This is a genomic window from Bacillus sp. AFS015802, from assembly GCF_002561455.1.
GTDB lineage: Bacteria > Bacillota > Bacilli > Bacillales > Bacillaceae_B > Rossellomorea.
In genome coordinates this window covers 140,233-158,826 of sequence record NZ_NTUP01000003.1, presented here as the reverse complement: position 1 = coordinate 158,826, position 18,594 = coordinate 140,233, and the positions used below count along the sequence as shown (strand labels likewise).

At 43.1% G+C, this 18,594-nt stretch carries 23 protein-coding genes; 7 read left to right on the top strand and 16 right to left on the bottom strand.

The window, feature by feature from the left end:
* Positions 1–43: 43 nt before the first annotated feature.
* The gene (locus tag CN378_RS02400) at positions 44–367 is read right to left on the bottom strand and encodes a DUF4870 domain-containing protein (RefSeq protein WP_098350330.1); all 324 of its coding nucleotides are present in this window, start codon (positions 365–367) and stop codon (positions 44–46) included.
* A 213-nt stretch (positions 368–580) separates the two neighbouring features.
* Here CN378_RS02400 and CN378_RS02395 point away from each other — a divergent pair, with 213 nt between their 5' ends.
* The 4 genes from CN378_RS02395 (at position 581) to CN378_RS02380 (ending at position 4,001) form a co-directional block, all read left to right on the top strand.
* On the top strand, positions 581–1,360 hold the full coding sequence (locus CN378_RS02395; protein ID WP_098350345.1) for an undecaprenyl-diphosphate phosphatase: 780 nt from the start codon (positions 581–583) through the stop codon (positions 1,358–1,360).
* Between the two features lie 10 nt (positions 1,361–1,370).
* On the top strand, positions 1,371–1,970 hold the full coding sequence (gene uptA / locus CN378_RS02390) for an undecaprenyl phosphate transporter UptA (RefSeq protein ID WP_098350329.1): 600 nt from the start codon (positions 1,371–1,373) through the stop codon (positions 1,968–1,970).
* A 63-nt stretch (positions 1,971–2,033) separates the two neighbouring features.
* Complete coding sequence (locus CN378_RS02385) at positions 2,034–3,164, top strand: amidohydrolase (protein WP_098350328.1); 1,131 nt, start codon at positions 2,034–2,036, stop codon at positions 3,162–3,164.
* Between the two features lie 279 nt (positions 3,165–3,443).
* Positions 3,444–4,001 carry a GNAT family N-acetyltransferase gene (locus tag CN378_RS02380; RefSeq protein WP_098350327.1) on the top strand — a complete coding sequence of 186 codons (558 nt, stop codon included), beginning with the start codon at positions 3,444–3,446 and terminating at the stop codon, positions 3,999–4,001.
* Between the two features lie 56 nt (positions 4,002–4,057).
* Here CN378_RS02380 and CN378_RS02375 read toward each other — a convergent pair whose 3' ends face one another.
* On the bottom strand, positions 4,058–4,639 hold the full coding sequence (locus tag CN378_RS02375; protein ID WP_098350326.1) for a hypothetical protein: 582 nt from the start codon (positions 4,637–4,639) through the stop codon (positions 4,058–4,060).
* 592 nt (positions 4,640–5,231) lie between these two features.
* On the opposite strand from CN378_RS02375, the gene CN378_RS22475 reads away from it, so the two are divergent.
* Complete coding sequence (locus tag CN378_RS22475) at positions 5,232–5,378, top strand: hypothetical protein (RefSeq protein WP_179884774.1); 147 nt, start codon at positions 5,232–5,234, stop codon at positions 5,376–5,378.
* Positions 5,379–5,442: 64 nt separating this feature from the next.
* On the opposite strand, the gene CN378_RS02365 is transcribed toward CN378_RS22475, so the two are convergent.
* From CN378_RS02365 to CN378_RS02340, 6 genes are all read right to left on the bottom strand, one after another.
* Positions 5,443–5,586 carry a YflJ family protein gene (locus CN378_RS02365; RefSeq protein ID WP_098350324.1) on the bottom strand — a complete coding sequence of 48 codons (144 nt, stop codon included), beginning with the start codon at positions 5,584–5,586 and terminating at the stop codon, positions 5,443–5,445.
* A 60-nt stretch (positions 5,587–5,646) separates the two neighbouring features.
* Positions 5,647–6,717, bottom strand: coding sequence for an undecaprenyldiphospho-muramoylpentapeptide beta-N-acetylglucosaminyltransferase (locus CN378_RS02360; protein ID WP_098350323.1), 1,071 nt, complete (start codon positions 6,715–6,717; stop codon positions 5,647–5,649).
* 160 nt (positions 6,718–6,877) lie between these two features.
* Complete coding sequence (locus CN378_RS02355; RefSeq protein ID WP_098350322.1) at positions 6,878–8,344, bottom strand: phytoene desaturase family protein; 1,467 nt, start codon at positions 8,342–8,344, stop codon at positions 6,878–6,880.
* Positions 8,341–9,435, bottom strand: a complete 1,095-nt coding sequence (locus CN378_RS02350) for a glycosyltransferase family 2 protein (protein ID WP_098350321.1) — start codon at positions 9,433–9,435, stop codon at positions 8,341–8,343. The genes CN378_RS02355 and CN378_RS02350 overlap by 4 nt, the downstream gene beginning before the upstream one ends.
* Before the next feature lie 13 nt (positions 9,436–9,448).
* Positions 9,449–10,165, bottom strand: coding sequence for a lysophospholipid acyltransferase family protein (locus CN378_RS02345; RefSeq protein ID WP_098350320.1), 717 nt, complete (start codon positions 10,163–10,165; stop codon positions 9,449–9,451).
* Positions 10,162–10,929, bottom strand: coding sequence for a carotenoid biosynthesis protein (locus CN378_RS02340; protein WP_098350319.1), 768 nt, complete (start codon positions 10,927–10,929; stop codon positions 10,162–10,164). Before CN378_RS02340 ends, CN378_RS02345 begins: the two co-directional genes overlap by 4 nt.
* A 153-nt stretch (positions 10,930–11,082) precedes the next feature.
* Between CN378_RS02340 and CN378_RS02335 the strand changes: the two genes are divergently transcribed.
* Positions 11,083–12,447 (top strand): MATE family efflux transporter, encoded by a 1,365-nt coding sequence (locus CN378_RS02335; protein WP_098350318.1) that lies wholly within the window; start codon positions 11,083–11,085, stop codon positions 12,445–12,447.
* A 47-nt stretch (positions 12,448–12,494) separates the two neighbouring features.
* Here CN378_RS02335 and CN378_RS02330 read toward each other — a convergent pair whose 3' ends face one another.
* From CN378_RS02330 to CN378_RS02315, 4 genes are all read right to left on the bottom strand, one after another.
* A complete protein-coding gene (locus CN378_RS02330; protein ID WP_098350317.1) occupies positions 12,495–13,268 on the bottom strand; it encodes an SDR family oxidoreductase in 774 nt (257 codons plus the stop codon).
* A gap of 181 nt (positions 13,269–13,449) precedes the next feature.
* Positions 13,450–14,292, bottom strand: coding sequence for a CAP domain-containing protein (locus tag CN378_RS02325; protein WP_483295042.1), 843 nt, complete (start codon positions 14,290–14,292; stop codon positions 13,450–13,452).
* 272 nt (positions 14,293–14,564) lie between these two features.
* Positions 14,565–14,924: a hypothetical protein gene (locus CN378_RS02320; RefSeq protein ID WP_098350316.1), complete on the bottom strand. Its 360-nt coding sequence runs from the start codon at positions 14,922–14,924 to the stop codon at positions 14,565–14,567.
* Between the two features lie 80 nt (positions 14,925–15,004).
* Positions 15,005–15,286: a hypothetical protein gene (locus CN378_RS02315; RefSeq protein ID WP_098350315.1), complete on the bottom strand. Its 282-nt coding sequence runs from the start codon at positions 15,284–15,286 to the stop codon at positions 15,005–15,007.
* Between the two features lie 73 nt (positions 15,287–15,359).
* Between CN378_RS02315 and CN378_RS02310 the strand changes: the two genes are divergently transcribed.
* Positions 15,360–15,605: a DNA alkylation repair protein gene (locus CN378_RS02310; RefSeq protein ID WP_098350314.1), complete on the top strand. Its 246-nt coding sequence runs from the start codon at positions 15,360–15,362 to the stop codon at positions 15,603–15,605.
* Between the two features lie 59 nt (positions 15,606–15,664).
* Here the strand turns inward: CN378_RS02310 and CN378_RS02305 are convergent, their stop codons facing one another.
* The 4 genes from CN378_RS02305 to CN378_RS22470 all read right to left on the bottom strand — a co-directional run bounded on the left by CN378_RS02305 (position 15,665) and on the right by CN378_RS22470 (position 18,593).
* Positions 15,665–17,284 carry an MDR family MFS transporter gene (locus CN378_RS02305; RefSeq protein ID WP_098350313.1) on the bottom strand — a complete coding sequence of 540 codons (1,620 nt, stop codon included), beginning with the start codon at positions 17,282–17,284 and terminating at the stop codon, positions 15,665–15,667.
* Between the two features lie 129 nt (positions 17,285–17,413).
* A complete protein-coding gene (locus tag CN378_RS02300; RefSeq protein ID WP_098350312.1) occupies positions 17,414–17,788 on the bottom strand; it encodes a MarR family winged helix-turn-helix transcriptional regulator in 375 nt (124 codons plus the stop codon).
* 129 nt (positions 17,789–17,917) lie between these two features.
* On the bottom strand, positions 17,918–18,286 hold the full coding sequence (locus CN378_RS02295; RefSeq protein WP_179884773.1) for a DUF2085 domain-containing protein: 369 nt from the start codon (positions 18,284–18,286) through the stop codon (positions 17,918–17,920).
* A 13-nt stretch (positions 18,287–18,299) separates the two neighbouring features.
* Entirely contained in the window at positions 18,300–18,593 is a 294-nt protein-coding gene (locus CN378_RS22470; RefSeq protein WP_179884772.1) for a hypothetical protein, read from the bottom strand.
* Position 18,594: the final 1 nt, after the last annotated feature.

Here is an 18,594-nt window from a genome sequence, read left to right as displayed (position 1 = left end):
ATTAATTTAGGTTAGTCTAAAGTGCCATGAGTTCTCTTGTTGTTTATTTAAGCAATCGAAAGACTGTCGGGATGTGGTAATGTTCGCCTTCGTAGGCTTTTACGGCACCGAGGATGGTGAAGATAAGTGCCAGGAGACCTACGATCGGAGCCAATACGAACCCGATTAATACCACCATCAGAATCGAGCTTACCAAGCCGTAAACGGCATATGAAATGAGAAAATTGAAGTATTCCTTCCCATGAAAATCCACAAACTCCGATTCGTCCTTTTTAACGAGCCAGATGACCAATGGCCCGATGAATACTGTGAAGAAGCTTAAGATATAGATAAGAGCAGCCATCATTCTTTCATCTTTTGTCGGCATGTCAATTCCTCCCTGTTCATTCTCTATACAGAGATACGGGTGTATCCCCTTCTATATTTACGTATTTACCCTCATAAAGTTTCATCCATTCCTATGATTTTCCTGATAAGATCTTTTTGATTCTTCCGGACATCCCTCATGAAACAGAAAGGTATGGAATATATGTATATGAAAGGAGTTTGTCCCTAGACGCACAGAAAGGTAGTGATGAAGATGAATAAATTTGAAGCTTTCATTCTGGGAATCATCCAAGGCTTAACAGAGTTCCTCCCCATATCGAGCACAGGGCACCTGTATCTCGGAAGACTGACGTTCGGTCTTGAGGAAGCGGGGCTATTCCTGGATACGATGCTTCATATCGGCACATTGATCGCTGTTTTGGTTGTATATCAAAAGGAACTTCTCTATATGGTAAGACACCCTTTCAGCAAATTATCATGGATTCTCATAATCGGGACGATACCGGCTGTGATTGTCGGCTTTTTGTTCGAAGACTTCTTTGACTCAATCTCAAAGACCGGATCAACGATCGGGTGGGAATTCCTTGCGACGGGATGCATTATGTATGTGGCCGATGGTGTAAAAAACGGCTACAAAAAGCTTGATGACCTTTCCTATACAGACGCACTGGTGATCGGGAGCTTTCAGGCAGCCGCCATATTCCCTGCCCTTTCAAGGTCCGGCTTAACGATAGCCGCAGGATTATTCCGGAAACTGGACCGGGAAACAGCCGCCTATTTCTCGTTTCTACTCTCCACCCCTGCCATTTTAGGAGGCATTGTGCTGCAAGGGAAAGAAATGATGGGAGGCAGAGTGGAAACAATCCCCTTCTCAAGTTTAGCCATCGGAACGGTCAGCGCGGCTGTGTTCGGCTATTTTGCCATTGTGACGATGGTGAATTTCTTGAAAAAGCATTCTCTGAAAATATTCTCCTATTACGTTTGGGCTTTGGGCCTCTTGATTCTCATTCTTCAATATTCAGGATTTATGTAGGAGGAAAACGATGAGCCATGAATGGGTTATACACATCCTTACACTTCTGACCGATTTGGGATATATAGGGATTTCACTTGCTCTGATGATTGAAGTCATCCCCAGTGAGCTCGTCCTGAGCTATGCGGGCTTTATGGTAAGTGGCGGCAAGCTTACTTTCATAGGAGCTTTCTTGAGCGGAGTCATCGGGGGGACTGTTGCTCAAATATTTCTTTACTGGCTTGGTTATTATGGAGGCAGACCGTTCTTTGAAAAATACGGCAAATACTTACTGATTCATCCGAAACATATTCTTGCGGCTGAGAAATGGTTCGAGAAGCATGGGACCATTGTGATTTTCACGGCTCGATTTATTCCGATCGTACGCCATGCCATCAGCATCCCCGCCGGTATCAGCCGCATGCCTCTTTCTATATTTTGTCTATATACCTTTGCTGCCATGCTTCCCTGGACCCTGTTGTTTATGATTATCGGGATGGAGCTCGGTACACACTGGGAGCATATAGAAGTCATCGGAATGCGCTACATTAAACCACTCAGTCTCATAGCTGTCATTACAACGCTTTTATACCTGATTTATTCCAAGAGAAGAAATAAAAGGGTGGATTGACTTCTTTTTTCGCTTAAAATTGTTTAAAATAAGAAGGAAACAAGCCTCACGAAAGGATTAACTATGAATTCCATACTTTTAAAAAATGTAACCATCTACCCCATTACATCAAAGCCCATCCAAAACGGCTCTTTACTTATAATAGACGGAAAAATCCAAAAGATCTTCCCGCATGAAGTGGATGGATATCCCCATGCTTCCGTATATGATTGTCAGGGGAAATTTCTTTTTCCTGGTTTCATTGACGCCCACACTCATTTAGGTCTTTATGACGAAGGCACAGGCTGGGCTGGGAATGACGCCAATGAAACCATCGAACCGATGACTCCCCACATCCGGGCCTTTGACGGGGTATATCCATTGGACCCCGGCTTTAAAGATGCCCTAAAATACGGTGTCACCACCGTGAATGTCATGCCAGGGAGCGCAAACGTGATCGGCGGCACCACTGCGGTAATCAAAACCCATGGCTCTAACATCAGATCCATGCTGATCAAAGAAACCTCCGGATTGAAGATTGCCTTGGGTGAGAACCCCAAACGGATCCATAGTAATGGAAACAACGATTCCATTACGAGAATGGGTATTATGGGAATGCTCAGGGAAGCCTTTTTCTCCGCTAAATATTGTGATCAGCCCGAGGAACTAAGAGTAGCACCGCTCGTATCCGCTCTAAAACGTGAAATCCCGGTTCGGATCCACGCTCACCGTGCGGATGATATATTATCGGCGGTCCGTTTTGCAGAAGAATTCAACCTCGACCTGCGGATTGAACATTGTACGGAAGGCCACCTTATCTCAGAAGAACTTCACGGGAGAAACTTAAAGGTTTCTGTCGGACCCACCTTCACAAGACGGTCAAAGGTCGAGCTCAAGAATAAGAGCTGGATCACCTATCAGAAATTGACGGAAGCCGGTGTCGAAGTATCCATTACCACCGATCACCCGTACACTCCGATTCAGTATTTAAATATGTGTGCAGCGATTGCTGTGCGGGAAGGGATGGATGAACATAAAGCATTGGAAGGAATCACGATCCTGCCTGCGAGAAACCTTGGTGTATCAGACCGGGTCGGAAGTATCGAGGAGAATAAAGATGCGGATTTAGTCCTTTGGAGCCATCACCCATTCCACTTTATGGCCAAGCCCATGCTGACATTTGTGAATGGGGAAATCGCTTATCAAAACGTGTAGAAAATTTGTTAAAAATTTTCTTCAAAAATCAGCATTTTAGCTATTTCCTTTTTGAGATATTTCGTATATGATACAGATGGATAATATATTTCCGGTTACAATGACGCGATCTATTCATATATTTTAGCGACTGTAATGAAGGGAAGGCAAAAGGTGCGCCACCAGTTTCTTGACTGGTCTTAGTGGGTTCGATTCCCACCCCGAAATTTTTTAGTTACCATTTAAAAATTTCGAGGGTGGGATCGTACGCAAGTAGACTGCCCTCAAGGAGGGTCTACTATGATCAAGAAACGTGAATTACATGAGTGTCATGAACTCTATGACCTGATGGTGCACCCGGATGTCTTCCCTTTTGTGCGCCAAAAGGCACAGTCCTATGAGGAACTTCTTTTCTTGACGAAACAAACCATTGAAGCAGAAGAACGCGGTGAGCTTATTTCCCGCACGATTTTGGACGAGTGGGGCAACCCTATCGGTACCATCAATCTGTTTGACATCCAGGAAAATGCAGGTTTCCTAGGAACGTGGATCGGCAAGCCCTTCCACGGCAAAGGATATAACCAGCCTGCGAAGGATGCATTCTTTTCTGAGTTGTTTTTTGAACTGGGGATGGAGACCATCTTCATGAGAATCAGAAAAGTGAATACCCGCTCACAAAAGGCCGCAGAAAAGCTTCCTTATGTCGTAAAAGCCAATGAATCCAGGAAATCTCTTTATGATCAATTGAATGCACAAGAAGAGGTTTATGACTTATATGAAATCCCTAAAGATTTGTACACACTCTATTTATATCAGCTTCAGCAGTCTCCGGATGAAGAGCAGGCCCTTGAAGCATAGAATACAGAAGAAAAGGTTATCGCAAGTGTTTGCGATAACCTTTTTGTCTTGTCAGATCAAAATGATGCGTGAATCATAAACAATACGGTAAAAGTGATGGCAAGCTTTAAATGCCATGATCGGTCCTTCCTTTTAAATCGCTTAAAGCCCATAACCACCAGGAACAAAAGAACAACACTCGATAAGATGCCCGTCATATTTGTAAAATCCCAATGAAAATCCCTGTTGATTGCCAGAACCCCATGTAACATGATACCTGCCGTTGCCAAAAGCGCCAGTGGCACATGCCACTTCCTTAAGTACCTGCCAGCAAATTGAATTAGGGGTTTTATTTCAATATCCCGCCACTTCACCCCTTTTAAGCCCTTCCATTTCATTAATAAAAATACCGGAAAGATACTGAGGACGACAAAATAAATGATTCTTGCAACAGACCCGAATTGTTTGAGGAATTCTTTGTAGGTGTCCTTATCCATCCTCATGAGCATCCCATTATAAACGAAAATGAGGAGGAGACCTGCACCGGCTAAGCAAAGGCATAAAGTGAGAGAAACGGCCACGGTCTTTCGTTCTTTAGGATTAGGGATCGTACTAGATAAAAAAGATGGTTGTTTACTGTTTTTTGGTTTAGATTTCATTGTTTTTACTCCTAATGAGATGGTGAAATATATCCTCAGTCTAAATGGTATAAATGAAAATCCCGTGAAAATCAGATGAATTTTTTTAAAAAGAATGGAATTATATCAATTCCTCCATACTTCAATCGTACCCCTTTGATGAAAATAACCATTCTTTATACATAAAATTGTATCCTTCACGGGAAAACTTTCATACATGAAGGTCTATTAGGAGGACTCATAAAATGCCAATTCGTATACTGTTAATCATAGGTTCATGGATCAGCCTGCTGTTTCTAAGAAAAGAATCATTCATTCGATTTTCTCCCGCAGCGGTTTTGGTCAGCTTTATTTTAACCACCGTCACACTATGTAATTCAGTGCTGAAGTTTTGGGAGATACGCGGAAGTAAGCAGGAAAAATTGATCGGTGATTTAATGTTTATTCTGGGACCCTTTTTTTCAGCCACTCTATGGGTTTTCAAATTAACCTACCGATCTTTTCCACTTTATATGGTTTTAAACCTTGTAATAAATTATCTATTTGCTTACCCACTCACTTCCTTTTTCGAAAAAAAGGTGTATATAAACTAAAGCGGATGAATAATCATTACATGTACATGCTTACGATTACTTATTCCATCATCATTTATTGGTATCAATCGCTGATCGAAAAGACGTTCATGACGAATGAAACAGACTTATCCTCGCACAGATTCAGCGGGAAGACGAACGAAATCATAGCCGGGAAATCATTATAGAAAAAGGAGCTGTCCGGGATGCCTTAAAGGATTCAGCATCTACCAACAGCTCCTTTTTTTATATTTACTTGGATACTTTCTGGAAATACAGGTTCCTCACCACAAAGGTTTTGTAATTTTCCAGTTTTCTCTTTTCCAATGGGTGATGTGTGATCCCCATCTTTTTAAGCTCTTGAAGGTACCATCCCTTTGAATATTGATAAGCCATTCCACTTCTCCCCTTCAACCATTTGTATACTGTATGCTTAAAGGGGAATCCAATGACTTCTTATCGGGCCATTGATGAAAGTTCCTCATACATATCCTGGATTGTATACGCTTTTTCTCCTTTTTCCATAGAACGGATCATGTTGCCGCTGTTTGACTTAAGCTCCTTGACACCCGCTAAAAAGCTCTCTTCGTTCAGGTTCTCTTCCTCCAACTTTATGGCATAACCATGTTTCACGAAGCTATTGGCATTAAGGATTTGATCCCCGCGGCTCGCTTCCCTTGAAAGGGGGATCAATAACATGGGTTTCTTCAATGCAAGAAATTCAAAGATCGAATTCGATCCGGCACGTGAGATCACGAAATCGGTCATTGCCAGATAGTGTGGAAGTTCACCCTTAATGAACTCATATTGTCGATATCCCTTTTGTGAGAGGGTTTCATCAATATTCCCTTTCCCACAAATATGAATGATTTGAAAGGTTGAAAGCAGTTCTTCCAGATTCCCTCTTACCGCTTCATTAATTTTTCTCGCACCAAGGCTCCCTCCCATGATCATCAAAACAGGCTTATCTTCATAATAGCCCGATAACCTCTTCCCTTCACGGGCATCACCCGTAAACAATTCTTCACGGATAATGGCTCCTGCACATAATGATTTATCACTTGGAAGCGATTGAACCGTTTCCGGAAAAGTAGTGAAGATTTTAGTAGCGAACGGGACCGCTAATTTATTCGCCAGTCCCGGAGTAACGTCGGACTCATGGATCGCTACAGGAACTTTGGCAATTTTGGCGGCCATCACGACCGGTACGGATACAAATCCGCCTTTTGAGAAGATGATGTCGGGTTTCGTCTTCCGGATGACGGACAGGGCGTCAAACACCCCTTTCATCACTCGAAACGGGTCTGAAAAGTTTTTCCAGGAGAAATATCTCCGAAGCTTTCCGCTTGAGATGCTTTCGTAAGGGATATGGGGAAATTGTTCCGTGATGATTTCCTTTTCAATCCCGTCTTCCGACCCTATATAGGTAATATCCCAGCCTTCTTTTTCAAAGTGGGGGATCAATGCTGTATTGACCGTGACGTGGCCCGCAGACCCGCCGCCCGTAAATAAAATATGCTTCTTCATATGTATTAACTCCTAACTCCATTTTCTACTATTCTTCTCTCTAACCATTATACACTTTACCAAAAATACAGGTGGGATAGAACCACGAAAATTTGACAAAAGAAAAGAATCCTACATTCAAGGACCCTTTTCATTCATGACCAACAGTGTGAAGAGCGTATTAGACCTTATCCCTATTGAGAATATAGCTGGCTACATTCCTTCCGCTGATCGTCACCATAGGGGACCCTCCCCCGGGGTGCGTCGTTCCACCGACGTAGAATAGGTGTTCAATATCCCTGCTGACGTTGGATGGACGGACAAATGCTTCGGTCATACCATGGGAGGCCAGACCATAGAGTGAGCCTTTATAGGCTGAGAATTTATGCTTAATGGTGTCCGGTGTGTAGATCTTCTCCACTTCCAATGCATCCCTGATGGGTATCCCCTTTTCTTCTAATGTATGATAAATCTTATCTTTATACTTTTGGACTTGTTCATCGGTCAATTCTATGGCAGGGGCATTGACAAGAATAAATAAATTGCTCCCCTTTGTGATCGATGGGTCTGTCGCTGCCGAATGGCTGATATAGATCGTCGGATCACTTGGGAGGGATTTTTCAGAGAAAATTTCCCTGAATTCCTTTTGATAATCCTCCGAAAAATAGACGTGATGATGATGGATCCCATCCTGGAAGGTTCGGAGTCCTGCCAGGATCACGAAGGCCGAAATGGACGGTTCATAGGAATCAAGCTTCTTGTCGGGATGACTCGGTCGATTCTTCTCATTGATCAGGTGCTTCGTAGCCGTGATAAAATCTCCATTTACAATCACATCTTCGGCAGGAATCATCTCGCCCTCTTCGGTTCTCACACCGACTGCTTTTCTTCCCTTTACAACGATCTCTTTAATGCGTGTTCCGAGACGGACTACTCCCCCCAGTTCTTGAAAGAATGTATAGAACCCTTGTGCAATCTTTGGATTTCCACCTTTCGTGTAATACACCCCTTCATTCATCTCAAGATGCCCGATCAACGAGAAGGTGGCAGGACACCCGTAAGGCGATGAGCCGATATACGTTGCATACCGATTGAACACCTTCAACACGTCTTCATCCTGAAAGAAACGCCTGTGAAAGTGATCCATCTTCTCAAAGGGACGGACCTTCATAAAGTTATAGGATAGACCCGGTGAAAGATAATCTCTCCATGAACCGAACACCCTGTAAAAAAATCCTCTCTCAGCCAAGGTAAATAGCTTCTCTACTTCCTTTAAATACATTTTATAATGAGCTGCCCCATAAGGGTCGATCCCTTCAAGCTCTCTTATCATTTCATCCGGGTCCGCTGATTGATATAGGACCTTGCCTCCTGGAAAAACATTTTTCGTATGCTTCACCAGTCTTTCAAACTCGAAATATCGGGAAGAGTCCCCTCCTGCATCATTGATGACAGATTGAAAGACACGGGGCATCGTGATCGTGTTGGGGCCGAAATCAAAGGAGTAGCCATCGATTTCAACGGGCATCATTTTGCCCCCTGGGTGAAGATTCTCTTCGACTATCGTCACGGAATACCCTTTACTTTGAAGGGATATAGCTGCAGATAATCCACCTAATCCTCCTCCGATGATGATGATATTCTTCATAGGTAGGTCCTTCCTTTCCACGTGTATCCTTGTTTTTTCAGTCCTCTCAGCATCGAAGCCCACATAATGACAATAAAGCAGGCGGAAGCGAATGGGATCAATAGAAAGTGCCACTTCGATTGATTGGATGCGATGTCAATGATGAGGGTTTGCAGCCAGATCCCCCCTAAAGGGAGACAGCAGCTCCACTGCCCTGAAATTAAACCATATACAGCTAAGGGCAAAGGGAGGATATAGAAAACGGAGTAAAACAGGGAAAAAAGGACGACGGATATGGGGCTTCTTCCTGTGCCGATATATATATTCTTCAAAAAGCCTTCCCATACTTCCTTATCCGTATCATACATATGACAGGTGACGTCGTGACTATTATTGACAAGTGTCACCTTCCACCCCTTTTCCTTTACCTTCCTCGTGATATGAACATCTTCGAGTAGTGACGATTTAACAGATTCATGCCCACCGCAATCGTCATATGCTTCCTTCCTGAAAAACATAAAAGCTCCATGGGCAGCGGTGAATGCTTTTCTCGTCGTATGATTTGCCACGGCGATAGGTAGGTGAAAATAAACGAGAAAATGCTGAAACGGGACCAGCATTTTACTAAGGAGTGTCGGTATAGGAAATTGAGGAAACCCTGTAACAAGGCCCGCATCGTACCGGTTCATTTGAAATAACACTTTTTCAATGATGGATGGAGATACCCTGACATCTGCGTCCAAGTATAGATAATATGCCCCCGAGGCATGACGACTCAGCTCTTTGCAGGCATGGACCTTCCCTACCCACCCTTTTGGAAGAGGGGTTCCATCGATGACCTTGAAACGGGGATCGTCACTTGTAAGGCGGGTCAGAAGTTCCCTGGTTCGGTCCGTCGATCCATCATCAAGGAGGATAAATTCCACAGGGGAATACGTGATCTTCCTGATGCTTCCAATGAGCCCTTCTACGTTTTTTTCCTCGTTTCTCATCGGGACAAGGACGGACACCAATTCAATTGCAGCTGAGCGACAGGATAGCTTTGGTAAAAAAAGCAGATTGATACAAGTAGCAAGAACAAACAGGAAAGTCACCACTATTAAATAATTCATTCTTTCTACACCTCTACTTTCTCCTCTTCCAAAAACTCAACCACTCACTATTGGTGGGAAACCCTTTAAGCAATTGATCAAAGTTGGAAATATCCTCATTGACAATATCTTGCTTCACACCATCGAGCCTGGCTTCCAAGCTGTTTCTTAAATGATCTGTAAGTTCTGCCCTTGATGGAAAGTCCCCATGATTCAGTTCCTCATTGAAGATCCTGATGAATAATTCCGGTCTTTGGTCGTGACGGAAGGTATAATAGAATGTCACCATCGTGATGGTGATCCCGGGGTTCCGTTCGTATAGATAACCCGGGCCGCTCATAAAGGACAGGGGTCTCTTTTCAAGATGTTCTTCTTTTCCTTGAGGAAAGATCCAAACCGTTTTCTGATCCTGTAGGCACTTTTCTGCAAATTTCAAGGATGTGACCAAGTCTTTGGGAGAATCGGGATTAACAGAAAACGCCCCGATTTTGCGAAAGAAGGAAAAATCCTCCATCCCTTTCTGGCTCATCATGGCGTAGCTGTCTTCCTTAATGACTTTATGATTTAAGTAAAAGACCATCAATCCGTCCCACCAGCTGGAATGATTTGCAAGGACCAGGTGACCTGAACCGGGTTGAAAGGAAGCCCGCAGGTCATCGATCCATACCCGGTAAAAGTGCCTTTTGAGCTGATAGGTAAGATAGCCGGCGAGGAGTCGCTGAAAGCTTTTACTTTTTTCCGCTTCTATCATGCTACCGTCTCCAATCGTTTTCTGAGAATGAGGGATGCACCGTAAAATACAGAAGTGACGAAAACAGAGAGCCACAGCCCTTCCACCAAGGCTGTCACCATGAACATCAGGATCACTAGAAAATATAAACGTCTCATCCGCCTGCTCCACTTCGAGGAAAAAGTTTCTTGTTTAATAAAATAATACAGGATGAATTGAATGGAAAACGAAACAAAAAACCACCCCATAAAATTTTGCGTGGGAATATCATAGTACGGTCCCCCTTGATCCCAGATCCAATATTCACGTCCTTTAAACGCGACGGGGTCGATGATCAAATCCATGGTTACAGCCAGAAGTGAGGTGACGGAACCATAGATGCAAGCCCCCACGACGGTCTTCGCTTTGTTCAGGAGAAGCTCATAATAGGCCATACTGGTGAATATCACCATCACCCAGGCGAAGCCTATAGTAACAGGCACGCCGAATAGTTGAAATCCGAAGTCTTTTTCATAATGATAAGAACCGAATATCCAGCCATAATGAACCCCCAGACTCTCGGCGATAACCGTAAGGAGCATAATGCAGATGGATACGATAAGCCCACTGCTGCCCCTGAATCGCTTCATTGCATAAAGAATAGCCAAAAAACCGGCTATGTATAAGAAGACGGCATTTGCCCAATTCAGGGCAGGAGGAAGCCAATCCAGAGACACAAGGATGATCCCCACTCCGTACCATATTAAAAATACAATCCAGATCCAATCCTGCCATTGCTTGTTCATTCTTTTCCTCCACTTGGTTCATTCATATCCATCTATAAAAAGAGTCCTTAGACATCAGGCATCTTTCACTCTCTATCCCTACGGAAATATGGTACAGTATGATAGTGAAATCTTCATGCACTTTTTAGAAGTCATTCAGAAGGAGTACGTCTTATGAGAAAAACCCATACAACCAAGGATAAAATGAAACAACTTTCAATCATACTGATCCCGATCCTTGTCACCCAGCTCGGGATGTTTGCCATGAATTTCTTTGACACGATCATGTCAGGGAAGTATTCTCCCATCGACCTTGCCGGTGTCGCCATCGGTTCTTCCCTTTGGGTACCGGTCTTCACGGGATTAAGCGGGATCCTTTTGGCCGTGACACCCATCGTCGCACAATTGATCGGGGGAGGAAATAAGGAAGCTGTCCCCCATACCGTCCTTCAGGGTGTTTATGCAGCCATTGCATTGTCCCTTACCGTCATGGTGGTCGGCGGTTTCGCCCTGAACCCGATCCTGAATGGGATGAACATAGAACAAGAGGTCCGTATTGTGGCTAAGGAGTATTTGATTGCCCTGTCATTCGGTATGGTTCCTTTATTCATCTATAATGTGTTGAGATCATTCATCGATGCACTGGGGATGACAAGGGTCACCATGTTCATTACTCTCCTCTCCCTGCCGACCAATGTGATATTCAATTATCTTCTCATTTTCGGCAAGCTCGGATTTCCTGCATTGGGAGGGGTAGGTGCAGGTTACGCATCTGCCATCACTTATTGGGTCATTACCTTCATTGCCTTTTGGGTCGTCCATACGAAAAGACCCTTTAGTCAATACTTCATCTTCCGAATTTTCCATAAGCCTGATCTTTCAAAATGGAAAGAGCTTTTTCTTATCGGAGTGCCCATTGGTTTATCGATATTCTTTGAAGTCAGCATTTTTTCGGCTGTTACCCTATTAATGAGCCACTATGACACAGTCGTCATTGCAGCTCACCAGGCTGCCATCAACTTTGCTTCTTTCCTTTATATGATTCCCCTGAGCATCTCCATGGCTCTGACCATCGTTGTAGGGTTCGAGGTTGGTTCGAAGAGGCTCAGGGATGCGAAGATTTACAGCTGGATGGGCGTCGGTTTCGCGTTGCTCATGGCCGGAATATGCGGTGTGATTTTACTCGTCTTCCGTTCTGAAATTGCTTATCTTTATTCCGATGATTCCTATGTATTGGAGTTAACGTCTCATTTCTTATTATATGCTGTGTTTTTCCAGCTATCGGATGCGATACAGGCTCCTGTCCAAGGCGCACTTAGAGGATATAAGGACGTCAATATCACCTTTATGATGGCCCTTGTATCTTACTGGGTGATCGGATTGCCACTAGGATATTTCCTTGCTAACCACACGGATTTCGGCCCCTATGGGTACTGGCTTGGACTTACCTCAGGCTTAACTGCGGGAGCCATTACGTTGTCCGGGAGGCTTCTCTATATACAGAAAAAGTACAGAAAGCAATATCATCTGTCAAAATAAAAGAATTGGACTGAAAGAGCCACGGCCGTTTCCACTGCCGTGGCTCTTTATTGATGAAAGATCTTCCCCAGGACATCCTTACCACCCGTTACCGGAATGATGGAACCGGTAATGAAATCAGATTCATCCTGACATAAAAACGAAATGACCCTTGCCAGATCCTCACCTGTTCCCGGTCGTCCCACCGGTGTCTTTGGGTCATGTTGTTCTTTTGCACTAAGGACATCTTTTTCCTTCCATTCACCTACGATGTCACCGGGACAGACCATATTGGCGGTTATCCCATTCTTTGCTTCTTCGATGGAAATCGTCTTGGTAAAAGAAGCAAGCCCTGCTTTAGCCGCCGCGAAAGCCGAACGATAAATCCAGCCTGGTGCTGATTCGACCCGGTCATATCCAAAGGTGATGATTCTACCCCACTGTTTTTCCCGCATCTTAGGGATCATCAATCTTGTTAAGTAAAATACGCTATTCAAATTCCCGTTCACGATATAGTTCCATTCTTCAGGAGAATAATTGGCAAATGACTTTCGTTCTTTCACGTAAGGACCGGCATTGTGGATTAAAATATCCACGCTCTCCACCTTACTCCATATTTCTGCTGCCATCTTCTCACATTCTTCAGGCACAGAGATATCTCCTTTGACCGGGATGATGGTGTTTCTGTATTGACGTTTCAAATCCGACACCAGATCTTTGACAAATTGTTCGTTGCTTCTATAATTAAGGATCACTGTGTACCCCTGTTTGGAGAATTCTTCGACCGTCTGCCTTCCAATCCCCTTTGATCCTCCCGTTATCAGTACAACTTTATCTTTCATCAAGCTCACTCCACGTTCTCGTTATATTTCAATAGTAAGAATGATTATGCGGAAATGCAAATCTAAACCCTCAAATTGTGTGCTTATAATCGGAAACTGAAGAATATACTTTTTCAAATGGTGACAGAATAAAAAAAACAGCCTCTCAAAGGAGAGACTGTCTTTCATTACCTGCATAAGATTACTTACCGATGAATTGTTGAGTCCAGTAGTTACCGTTTTCTACATACCCTACACCAATGTGAGTGTAATTAGGGCTCATGATGTTCTTGCGGTGACCTTCACTGTTCATCCAGGCTTGTACTACTTCTTCTGGAGTCTGTTGACCCATTGCGATGTTTTCACCTGCAGAGCTGTACTCGATACCAAACTGCTTCATCATGTCGAATGGTGAACCATACGTAGGGCTAGTGTGTGAGAAGTAGTTGTTCGCTTGCATATCACGGGACTTCTCGCGTGCTACCTTGCTTAGTTCTGCATCTACTTTAAGAGCTGGAAGTCCTTGTTTAGCACGCTCTTGGTTTGTTAGCTCTACTACTTGTTGTTCGAACTGGCTTAATTGACCGGATTGTTCCGTTGCCTGTTCTGATTGTTGCTTCTGCTCATTTGCAGCTGGGGCTTGCGCTGGTGCTGGTGCTTCAGCCTTAGGTGCTGCTTGTGGAGCGGGAGCTTCTGACTTAGGCGCATCCGCTTTAGGTGCTGCTTGTGGAGCGGGAGCAGCCGCTTCTGCTTTTGGAGCCTGGCCTTTTAATAAATCTTGTACATTAATATTCTGACCGTTGATTTGGTATTTTGATAGAACATCTTGAACAAATTTATTAAGGTCTTCTTGATTTCCATTATATTTAAATGCGTTCACTTGTTGAACGGCCTTATCTGGTGTTGGACACGGTGCTGCAGCATCAGCTTTACCTGCTGCGAATGGAGTTGCTAATAATGTTAATGCTGTTGCTGCTGAAACCATCATTTTCTTATTCATAAAAATGAATTCCTCCTTAGTGAATGTGTTTTTCTTGCTGCACATTCATCATACCACCCTGTTTTTGTTACATTTACGGGAGAACTTGGTAACTGGGAATCAATTGTTCTATTTTGAAAGACAATTTTCTATAGTACTATAGTAACCACTGATTCTATCAGGGAGAAAAGCATTTTTATAAGATTTACTTACATTTCCAACAGCAGAATGAAATGGATTCAGTAACTAATTATTACCGGTATATGATTCTTGACATGTTTTGAACAGCACTTGTAATGTAACTTATGTTACAGTAACGTTTCAAAGAAGCTTGAATCTCATCCTAAAGTAAGGTATTCGTTGCATTTTTTTCCATCGTCTATGATCAGATACCCTTCTACACTGAAGCCCAGGCGTTTTAATTGCCTGACACCGACATTACACTCTATAAGATTGCTTCCCATGACGACCAAGGGACCTGAAGGGATGTCACTGAAATACCTCCGAATGTATCCGCAAGGTAAGGCTACGACCTCTTCACAATCTCCTTTGGAAGAGTCCTGATAATCCCTTACGTCCACCACTACATGTCCAGACGTGACCTCATGAGAAAACCATTGCTTAGTACTTACCGGAAAATATCGATAATACAACATATATGAAAATACGCTGACCACTAATAAGCTAATTACTAGCATACTGGCATCATCCTTTTTAATAAACTAACGATCATTATATACCTATGTAGGTATGTGAGAAAGGATTTTGTTCATTTTACTCAATCTTTTTCTTGTACGACTTTCTTCAATTGTGAAACCATATCTATATGTAACTGAATGAGTGCAACCTTATCAACACTCGGCAAGTGGGATTCCGTGATCCTCTTAGTCGCGGTAAAAAACTTATATTCAATGGATTTACGGACCCTCGGATGGCTATTTGCATCTTCCAGCTCACGTGTGATGGCATCTTTCAACACGTTTTCAGGTGATTCGTCATCGCTGATTAACGTTCGGTTCTTCCATATTTGTCTGTAGGATTTGAGCAATTCTGCCGACATATTCATACACCCTTTACATATTAAGTTTGATCTTTAAGCATACTAGTAAAAAAACAAAGAAAGGGCGATATCAATGACTACACCTTATCGTTGCCCCGGCTGTAAAACGAATCGTACCCGATTTAATATTATACAACAAGTCCCACAGAGTGTGAAACTTGATCCTGCTTCCGGAGAAGTTGTGCAAAGTTATGAACAGGGTCAACTCGATCCATTTCACCTTGCCTATAACGGACCCGATTTAAAGGTTCAATGTGCCGCTTGCGGCTTGGTTGAGGATGAAACGACATTTAAGAAATTCGGGGAAAGTACAATGTAAAATGGAAAAAGGGTAACCGGCATGTGCAAATCCGGTTACCCTTTTCTATCTATGGACTATTAATGATTGGATGCTTCTTTAAGCTTCGTTTCCTTTTCTTCCTCTGTGACATCTTTGTTTGACATTCTCAGAGGGATTTCCTTCATAAAGAACGTTAGGACGAATCCGACCAGAAGGATGATGGCTCCAATGAAAAAGACATTGGTTAAGGCAAAACTCAATGATTCCCTGACCCCTTCCAAAATGGATGCATAAATTCCTTGGAATTCCCGAGGTAAGGTTGATTGAAGTTCTTTCAATTTCCCGCCGTTCATAATGTTCTGTGGATCTTGAAGCTGCTTCATCACTCCAGCCGTTTTAGGATCTGTAAGTAACGGGGAGTCTTTCACAGAAGACATTTTCTCCGTCATCTTTGAAGTCATGGAAGAGTTCATCACGGTACCCATGATGGCTACCCCGATTGTTCCGCCTATTTGTCTGAACAACTGAGTGGCTGCTGTGGCAACACCCAGAAACTTATGCTGTACAGCATTTTGAACTGTCAGGGTAAATACAGGAAAGCTCAGTCCAAGACCAGTCCCTACTATAATGATATTCATCAGCGCCCTGGCATTGGTTGTCTCCGTATCCATAAACGATAAAAGAATCATACCCGTACTCATGACAAACAAACCGATAAGTGCGAGGAACTTATATTTGCCTGTTTTCGTAATGATTTGTCCCCCGATCGTACTTGCAAATACCATACTCAATGTCATAGGCATCATCACCAGGCCGGATTTAGTCGCAGATGTACCCATGACGCCTTGAATAAAGAACGGCATATACATGATGGCCCCGAACATCCCTGCTCCGAGAATGAATCCGATGATATTTGAAAGGGTGAAGATCTTATTTTTAAACAATTGAAGTGGAAGTACAGGATTACTTGCTCTTCTTTCAGTGATGATGAATAGCACTAAGGCTAAGACCGAGCCAGTCAGTAATCCGATGATTTGAACGGATATCCACTCATAATCGTTTCCACCCCACGTAAAGGCGAGTAACAATGGAATGATCGTTAACGTTAACATAATGGACCCTAAGTAATCCACTTTCAATCCTCTATTAGGTTCCTGGGAAGGGAACATTTTATAAATCATTCCAAAGGCGATGAATCCTACCGGAAGGAATACCCAGAATACCCAGTGCCAATCTGCATTATCCACAATCCAGCCTCCTAGTGTCGGACCGAATACACTGGCTAAACCAAACACACTGCTCATCAATCCCTGCCATTTTCCCCTTTCACGGGGAGAGAATAAGTCTCCGACGGCTGTAAAGGCAGTAGACATGATCATCCCGGCCCCGAATCCTTGAATTCCCCTGAAAATGATTAACTGAAAGATTGTAGAGGAAAGTCCGTTTAAAAACGAACCAACCATGAAGACTCCGATCCCCAGTAAGATGAAAGGCTTCCTTCCATACATATCAGATAATTTACCCACTAATATGGCGGTTACTGAGCTGGTTAACATGAAGATGGTGAATACCCAGCTATAATAATCCATGCCACCAATCTCTGAAATGATTTTAGGTAATGCGGTCCCGACAATCGTTTGATTCAATGCAGCGAATAACATGGCTGACATGATGGCAATCATGATCAATACTTTTTTGCGATGTTCTAAATGCTCCATATTTTCTGTCTCCCTCAATATTTATAGTATTAATAATTAACCAACTTAAGTAAATGAGCATAATAGAAGGGATGACCACTTTCAGGTCAACCCTTTTTACTACCTGTATGCTTACAGGACATCTTCCATTCACTTGCGGACCGATGAACTCAACAGCTTCTCAAACAGCTCGATCAAGTGACTGATTTCCTCTTTATCGAAAGTTTGAAATAATTGCTGAAAATAATGTGACTTTTTCTCCTCACACTGTGCCAGCACTTCCACGCCCTGGGGTGTGAGAGTCAATTCTACAACTCTACGATCTTCACTGGAACGCTGTCTTGTAATATAGCCTTTCTCAACTAAAGCATCCGTAATGGACGTAATATGACTTGCGGATACTTCCATACGCTTTGAAATTTCCGAGGATTTCAATGCACCATTTTCCCTGATGAGTTGCAGCACACGGAATTCCCCATTCGAAATGAACTCTCCAAAGATGGTTCGAATATCTGATTTCATCATTCTAAACACGGATCTAAATAATCCTTCTAGCTCGAACAATTCTTTACCCACAAAAAATCGACCTTTCTAACGCTCAATAAATACTTCACTAAGTTAACTATTAAATAATAAACATTTTATTCGATATTGTCAATGCTTTAAACTTGTTAACATCATAATGATGCTTACTCCCCATTTTGAACAAAAAACGATTCCGATCGCTAAACCGACACCGCAAAGGACTCCCGTTACCAACCTGAGCACATTCGTACTCCCTCTAACGTTCCATTTCTGAGTGAATCCATCAGCTAAAAGAGGGACGATGAATATGCCGGCCATCAATAGATGAATGAGCGTTAAGGAAGGGAGCAAGAGCCATGCAGAGGGAATTCCCATAATGATTCCCATCAGTATCCCCATGCATCTGAAGCATAATGGGAATTGCCTTCCATTCACGATCAGTGAACGTTCCGGTATCCTATGGCACGGCATAAAAGAGAACATTCCCCATTCCTTCACTTCCATTCCCCTCCTAAGGACTGCAATCCGGGGTACAGTCACAGTCCGGTGAATCACAGTCGAATTTATTTCCCCTGGGAGCTGGCAGACAGTCCGGTGAGTAAATGGCACAATCCCAACAGTCATTCGTTCTTTGTCTCTTTTGTTGTTTTCTCTGATAGGATACAACCGTCCAGATAAACAACAATACACTGATTCCGATTAACCCGGAGAAGATAAGCAACTGCAGCTTGGTTTCATACATACTCAAACCGTATACCCCGGTAATGAAAAATATGAGTTCGACACTAAACAATAGAAACACCATA

Bases quoted from the DNA above. Each gene is read 5' to 3' on its own strand.
- CN378_RS02310 (WP_098350314.1), top strand. From the start codon at position 15,360: ATGACTACACCTTATCGTTGCCCCGGCTGTAAAACGAATCGTACCCGA.
- CN378_RS02380 (WP_098350327.1), top strand. From the start codon at position 3,444: ATGATCAAGAAACGTGAATTACATGAGTGTCATGAACTCTATGACCTG.
- CN378_RS02335 (WP_098350318.1), top strand. From the start codon at position 11,083: ATGAGAAAAACCCATACAACCAAGGATAAAATGAAACAACTTTCAATC.
- CN378_RS02375 (WP_098350326.1), bottom strand. From the start codon at position 4,639: ATGAAATCTAAACCAAAAAACAGTAAACAACCATCTTTTTTATCTAGT.
- CN378_RS02345 (WP_098350320.1), bottom strand. From the start codon at position 10,165: ATGATAGAAGCGGAAAAAAGTAAAAGCTTTCAGCGACTCCTCGCCGGC.
- CN378_RS02400 (WP_098350330.1), bottom strand. From the start codon at position 367: ATGCCGACAAAAGATGAAAGAATGATGGCTGCTCTTATCTATATCTTA.
- CN378_RS02360 (WP_098350323.1), bottom strand. From the start codon at position 6,717: ATGAAGAAGCATATTTTATTTACGGGCGGCGGGTCTGCGGGCCACGTC.
- uptA (WP_098350329.1), top strand. From the start codon at position 1,371: ATGAGCCATGAATGGGTTATACACATCCTTACACTTCTGACCGATTTG.
- CN378_RS02320 (WP_098350316.1), bottom strand. From the start codon at position 14,924: ATGCTAGTAATTAGCTTATTAGTGGTCAGCGTATTTTCATATATGTTG.
- CN378_RS02395 (WP_098350345.1), top strand. From the start codon at position 581: ATGAATAAATTTGAAGCTTTCATTCTGGGAATCATCCAAGGCTTAACA.
- CN378_RS02315 (WP_098350315.1), bottom strand. From the start codon at position 15,286: ATGTCGGCAGAATTGCTCAAATCCTACAGACAAATATGGAAGAACCGA.
- CN378_RS22470 (WP_179884772.1), bottom strand. From the start codon at position 18,593: ATGGTGTTTCTATTGTTTAGTGTCGAACTCATATTTTTCATTACCGGG.
- CN378_RS02330 (WP_098350317.1), bottom strand. From the start codon at position 13,268: ATGAAAGATAAAGTTGTACTGATAACGGGAGGATCAAAGGGGATTGGA.
- CN378_RS02385 (WP_098350328.1), top strand. From the start codon at position 2,034: ATGAATTCCATACTTTTAAAAAATGTAACCATCTACCCCATTACATCA.
- CN378_RS02340 (WP_098350319.1), bottom strand. From the start codon at position 10,929: ATGAACAAGCAATGGCAGGATTGGATCTGGATTGTATTTTTAATATGG.
- CN378_RS02300 (WP_098350312.1), bottom strand. From the start codon at position 17,788: ATGATGAAATCAGATATTCGAACCATCTTTGGAGAGTTCATTTCGAAT.
- CN378_RS02355 (WP_098350322.1), bottom strand. From the start codon at position 8,344: ATGAAGAATATCATCATCATCGGAGGAGGATTAGGTGGATTATCTGCA.
- CN378_RS02305 (WP_098350313.1), bottom strand. From the start codon at position 17,284: ATGGAGCATTTAGAACATCGCAAAAAAGTATTGATCATGATTGCCATC.
- CN378_RS22475 (WP_179884774.1), top strand. From the start codon at position 5,232: ATGTACATGCTTACGATTACTTATTCCATCATCATTTATTGGTATCAA.
- CN378_RS02325 (WP_483295042.1), bottom strand. From the start codon at position 14,292: ATGTGCAGCAAGAAAAACACATTCACTAAGGAGGAATTCATTTTTATG.
- CN378_RS02350 (WP_098350321.1), bottom strand. From the start codon at position 9,435: ATGAATTATTTAATAGTGGTGACTTTCCTGTTTGTTCTTGCTACTTGT.
- CN378_RS02365 (WP_098350324.1), bottom strand. From the start codon at position 5,586: ATGGCTTATCAATATTCAAAGGGATGGTACCTTCAAGAGCTTAAAAAG.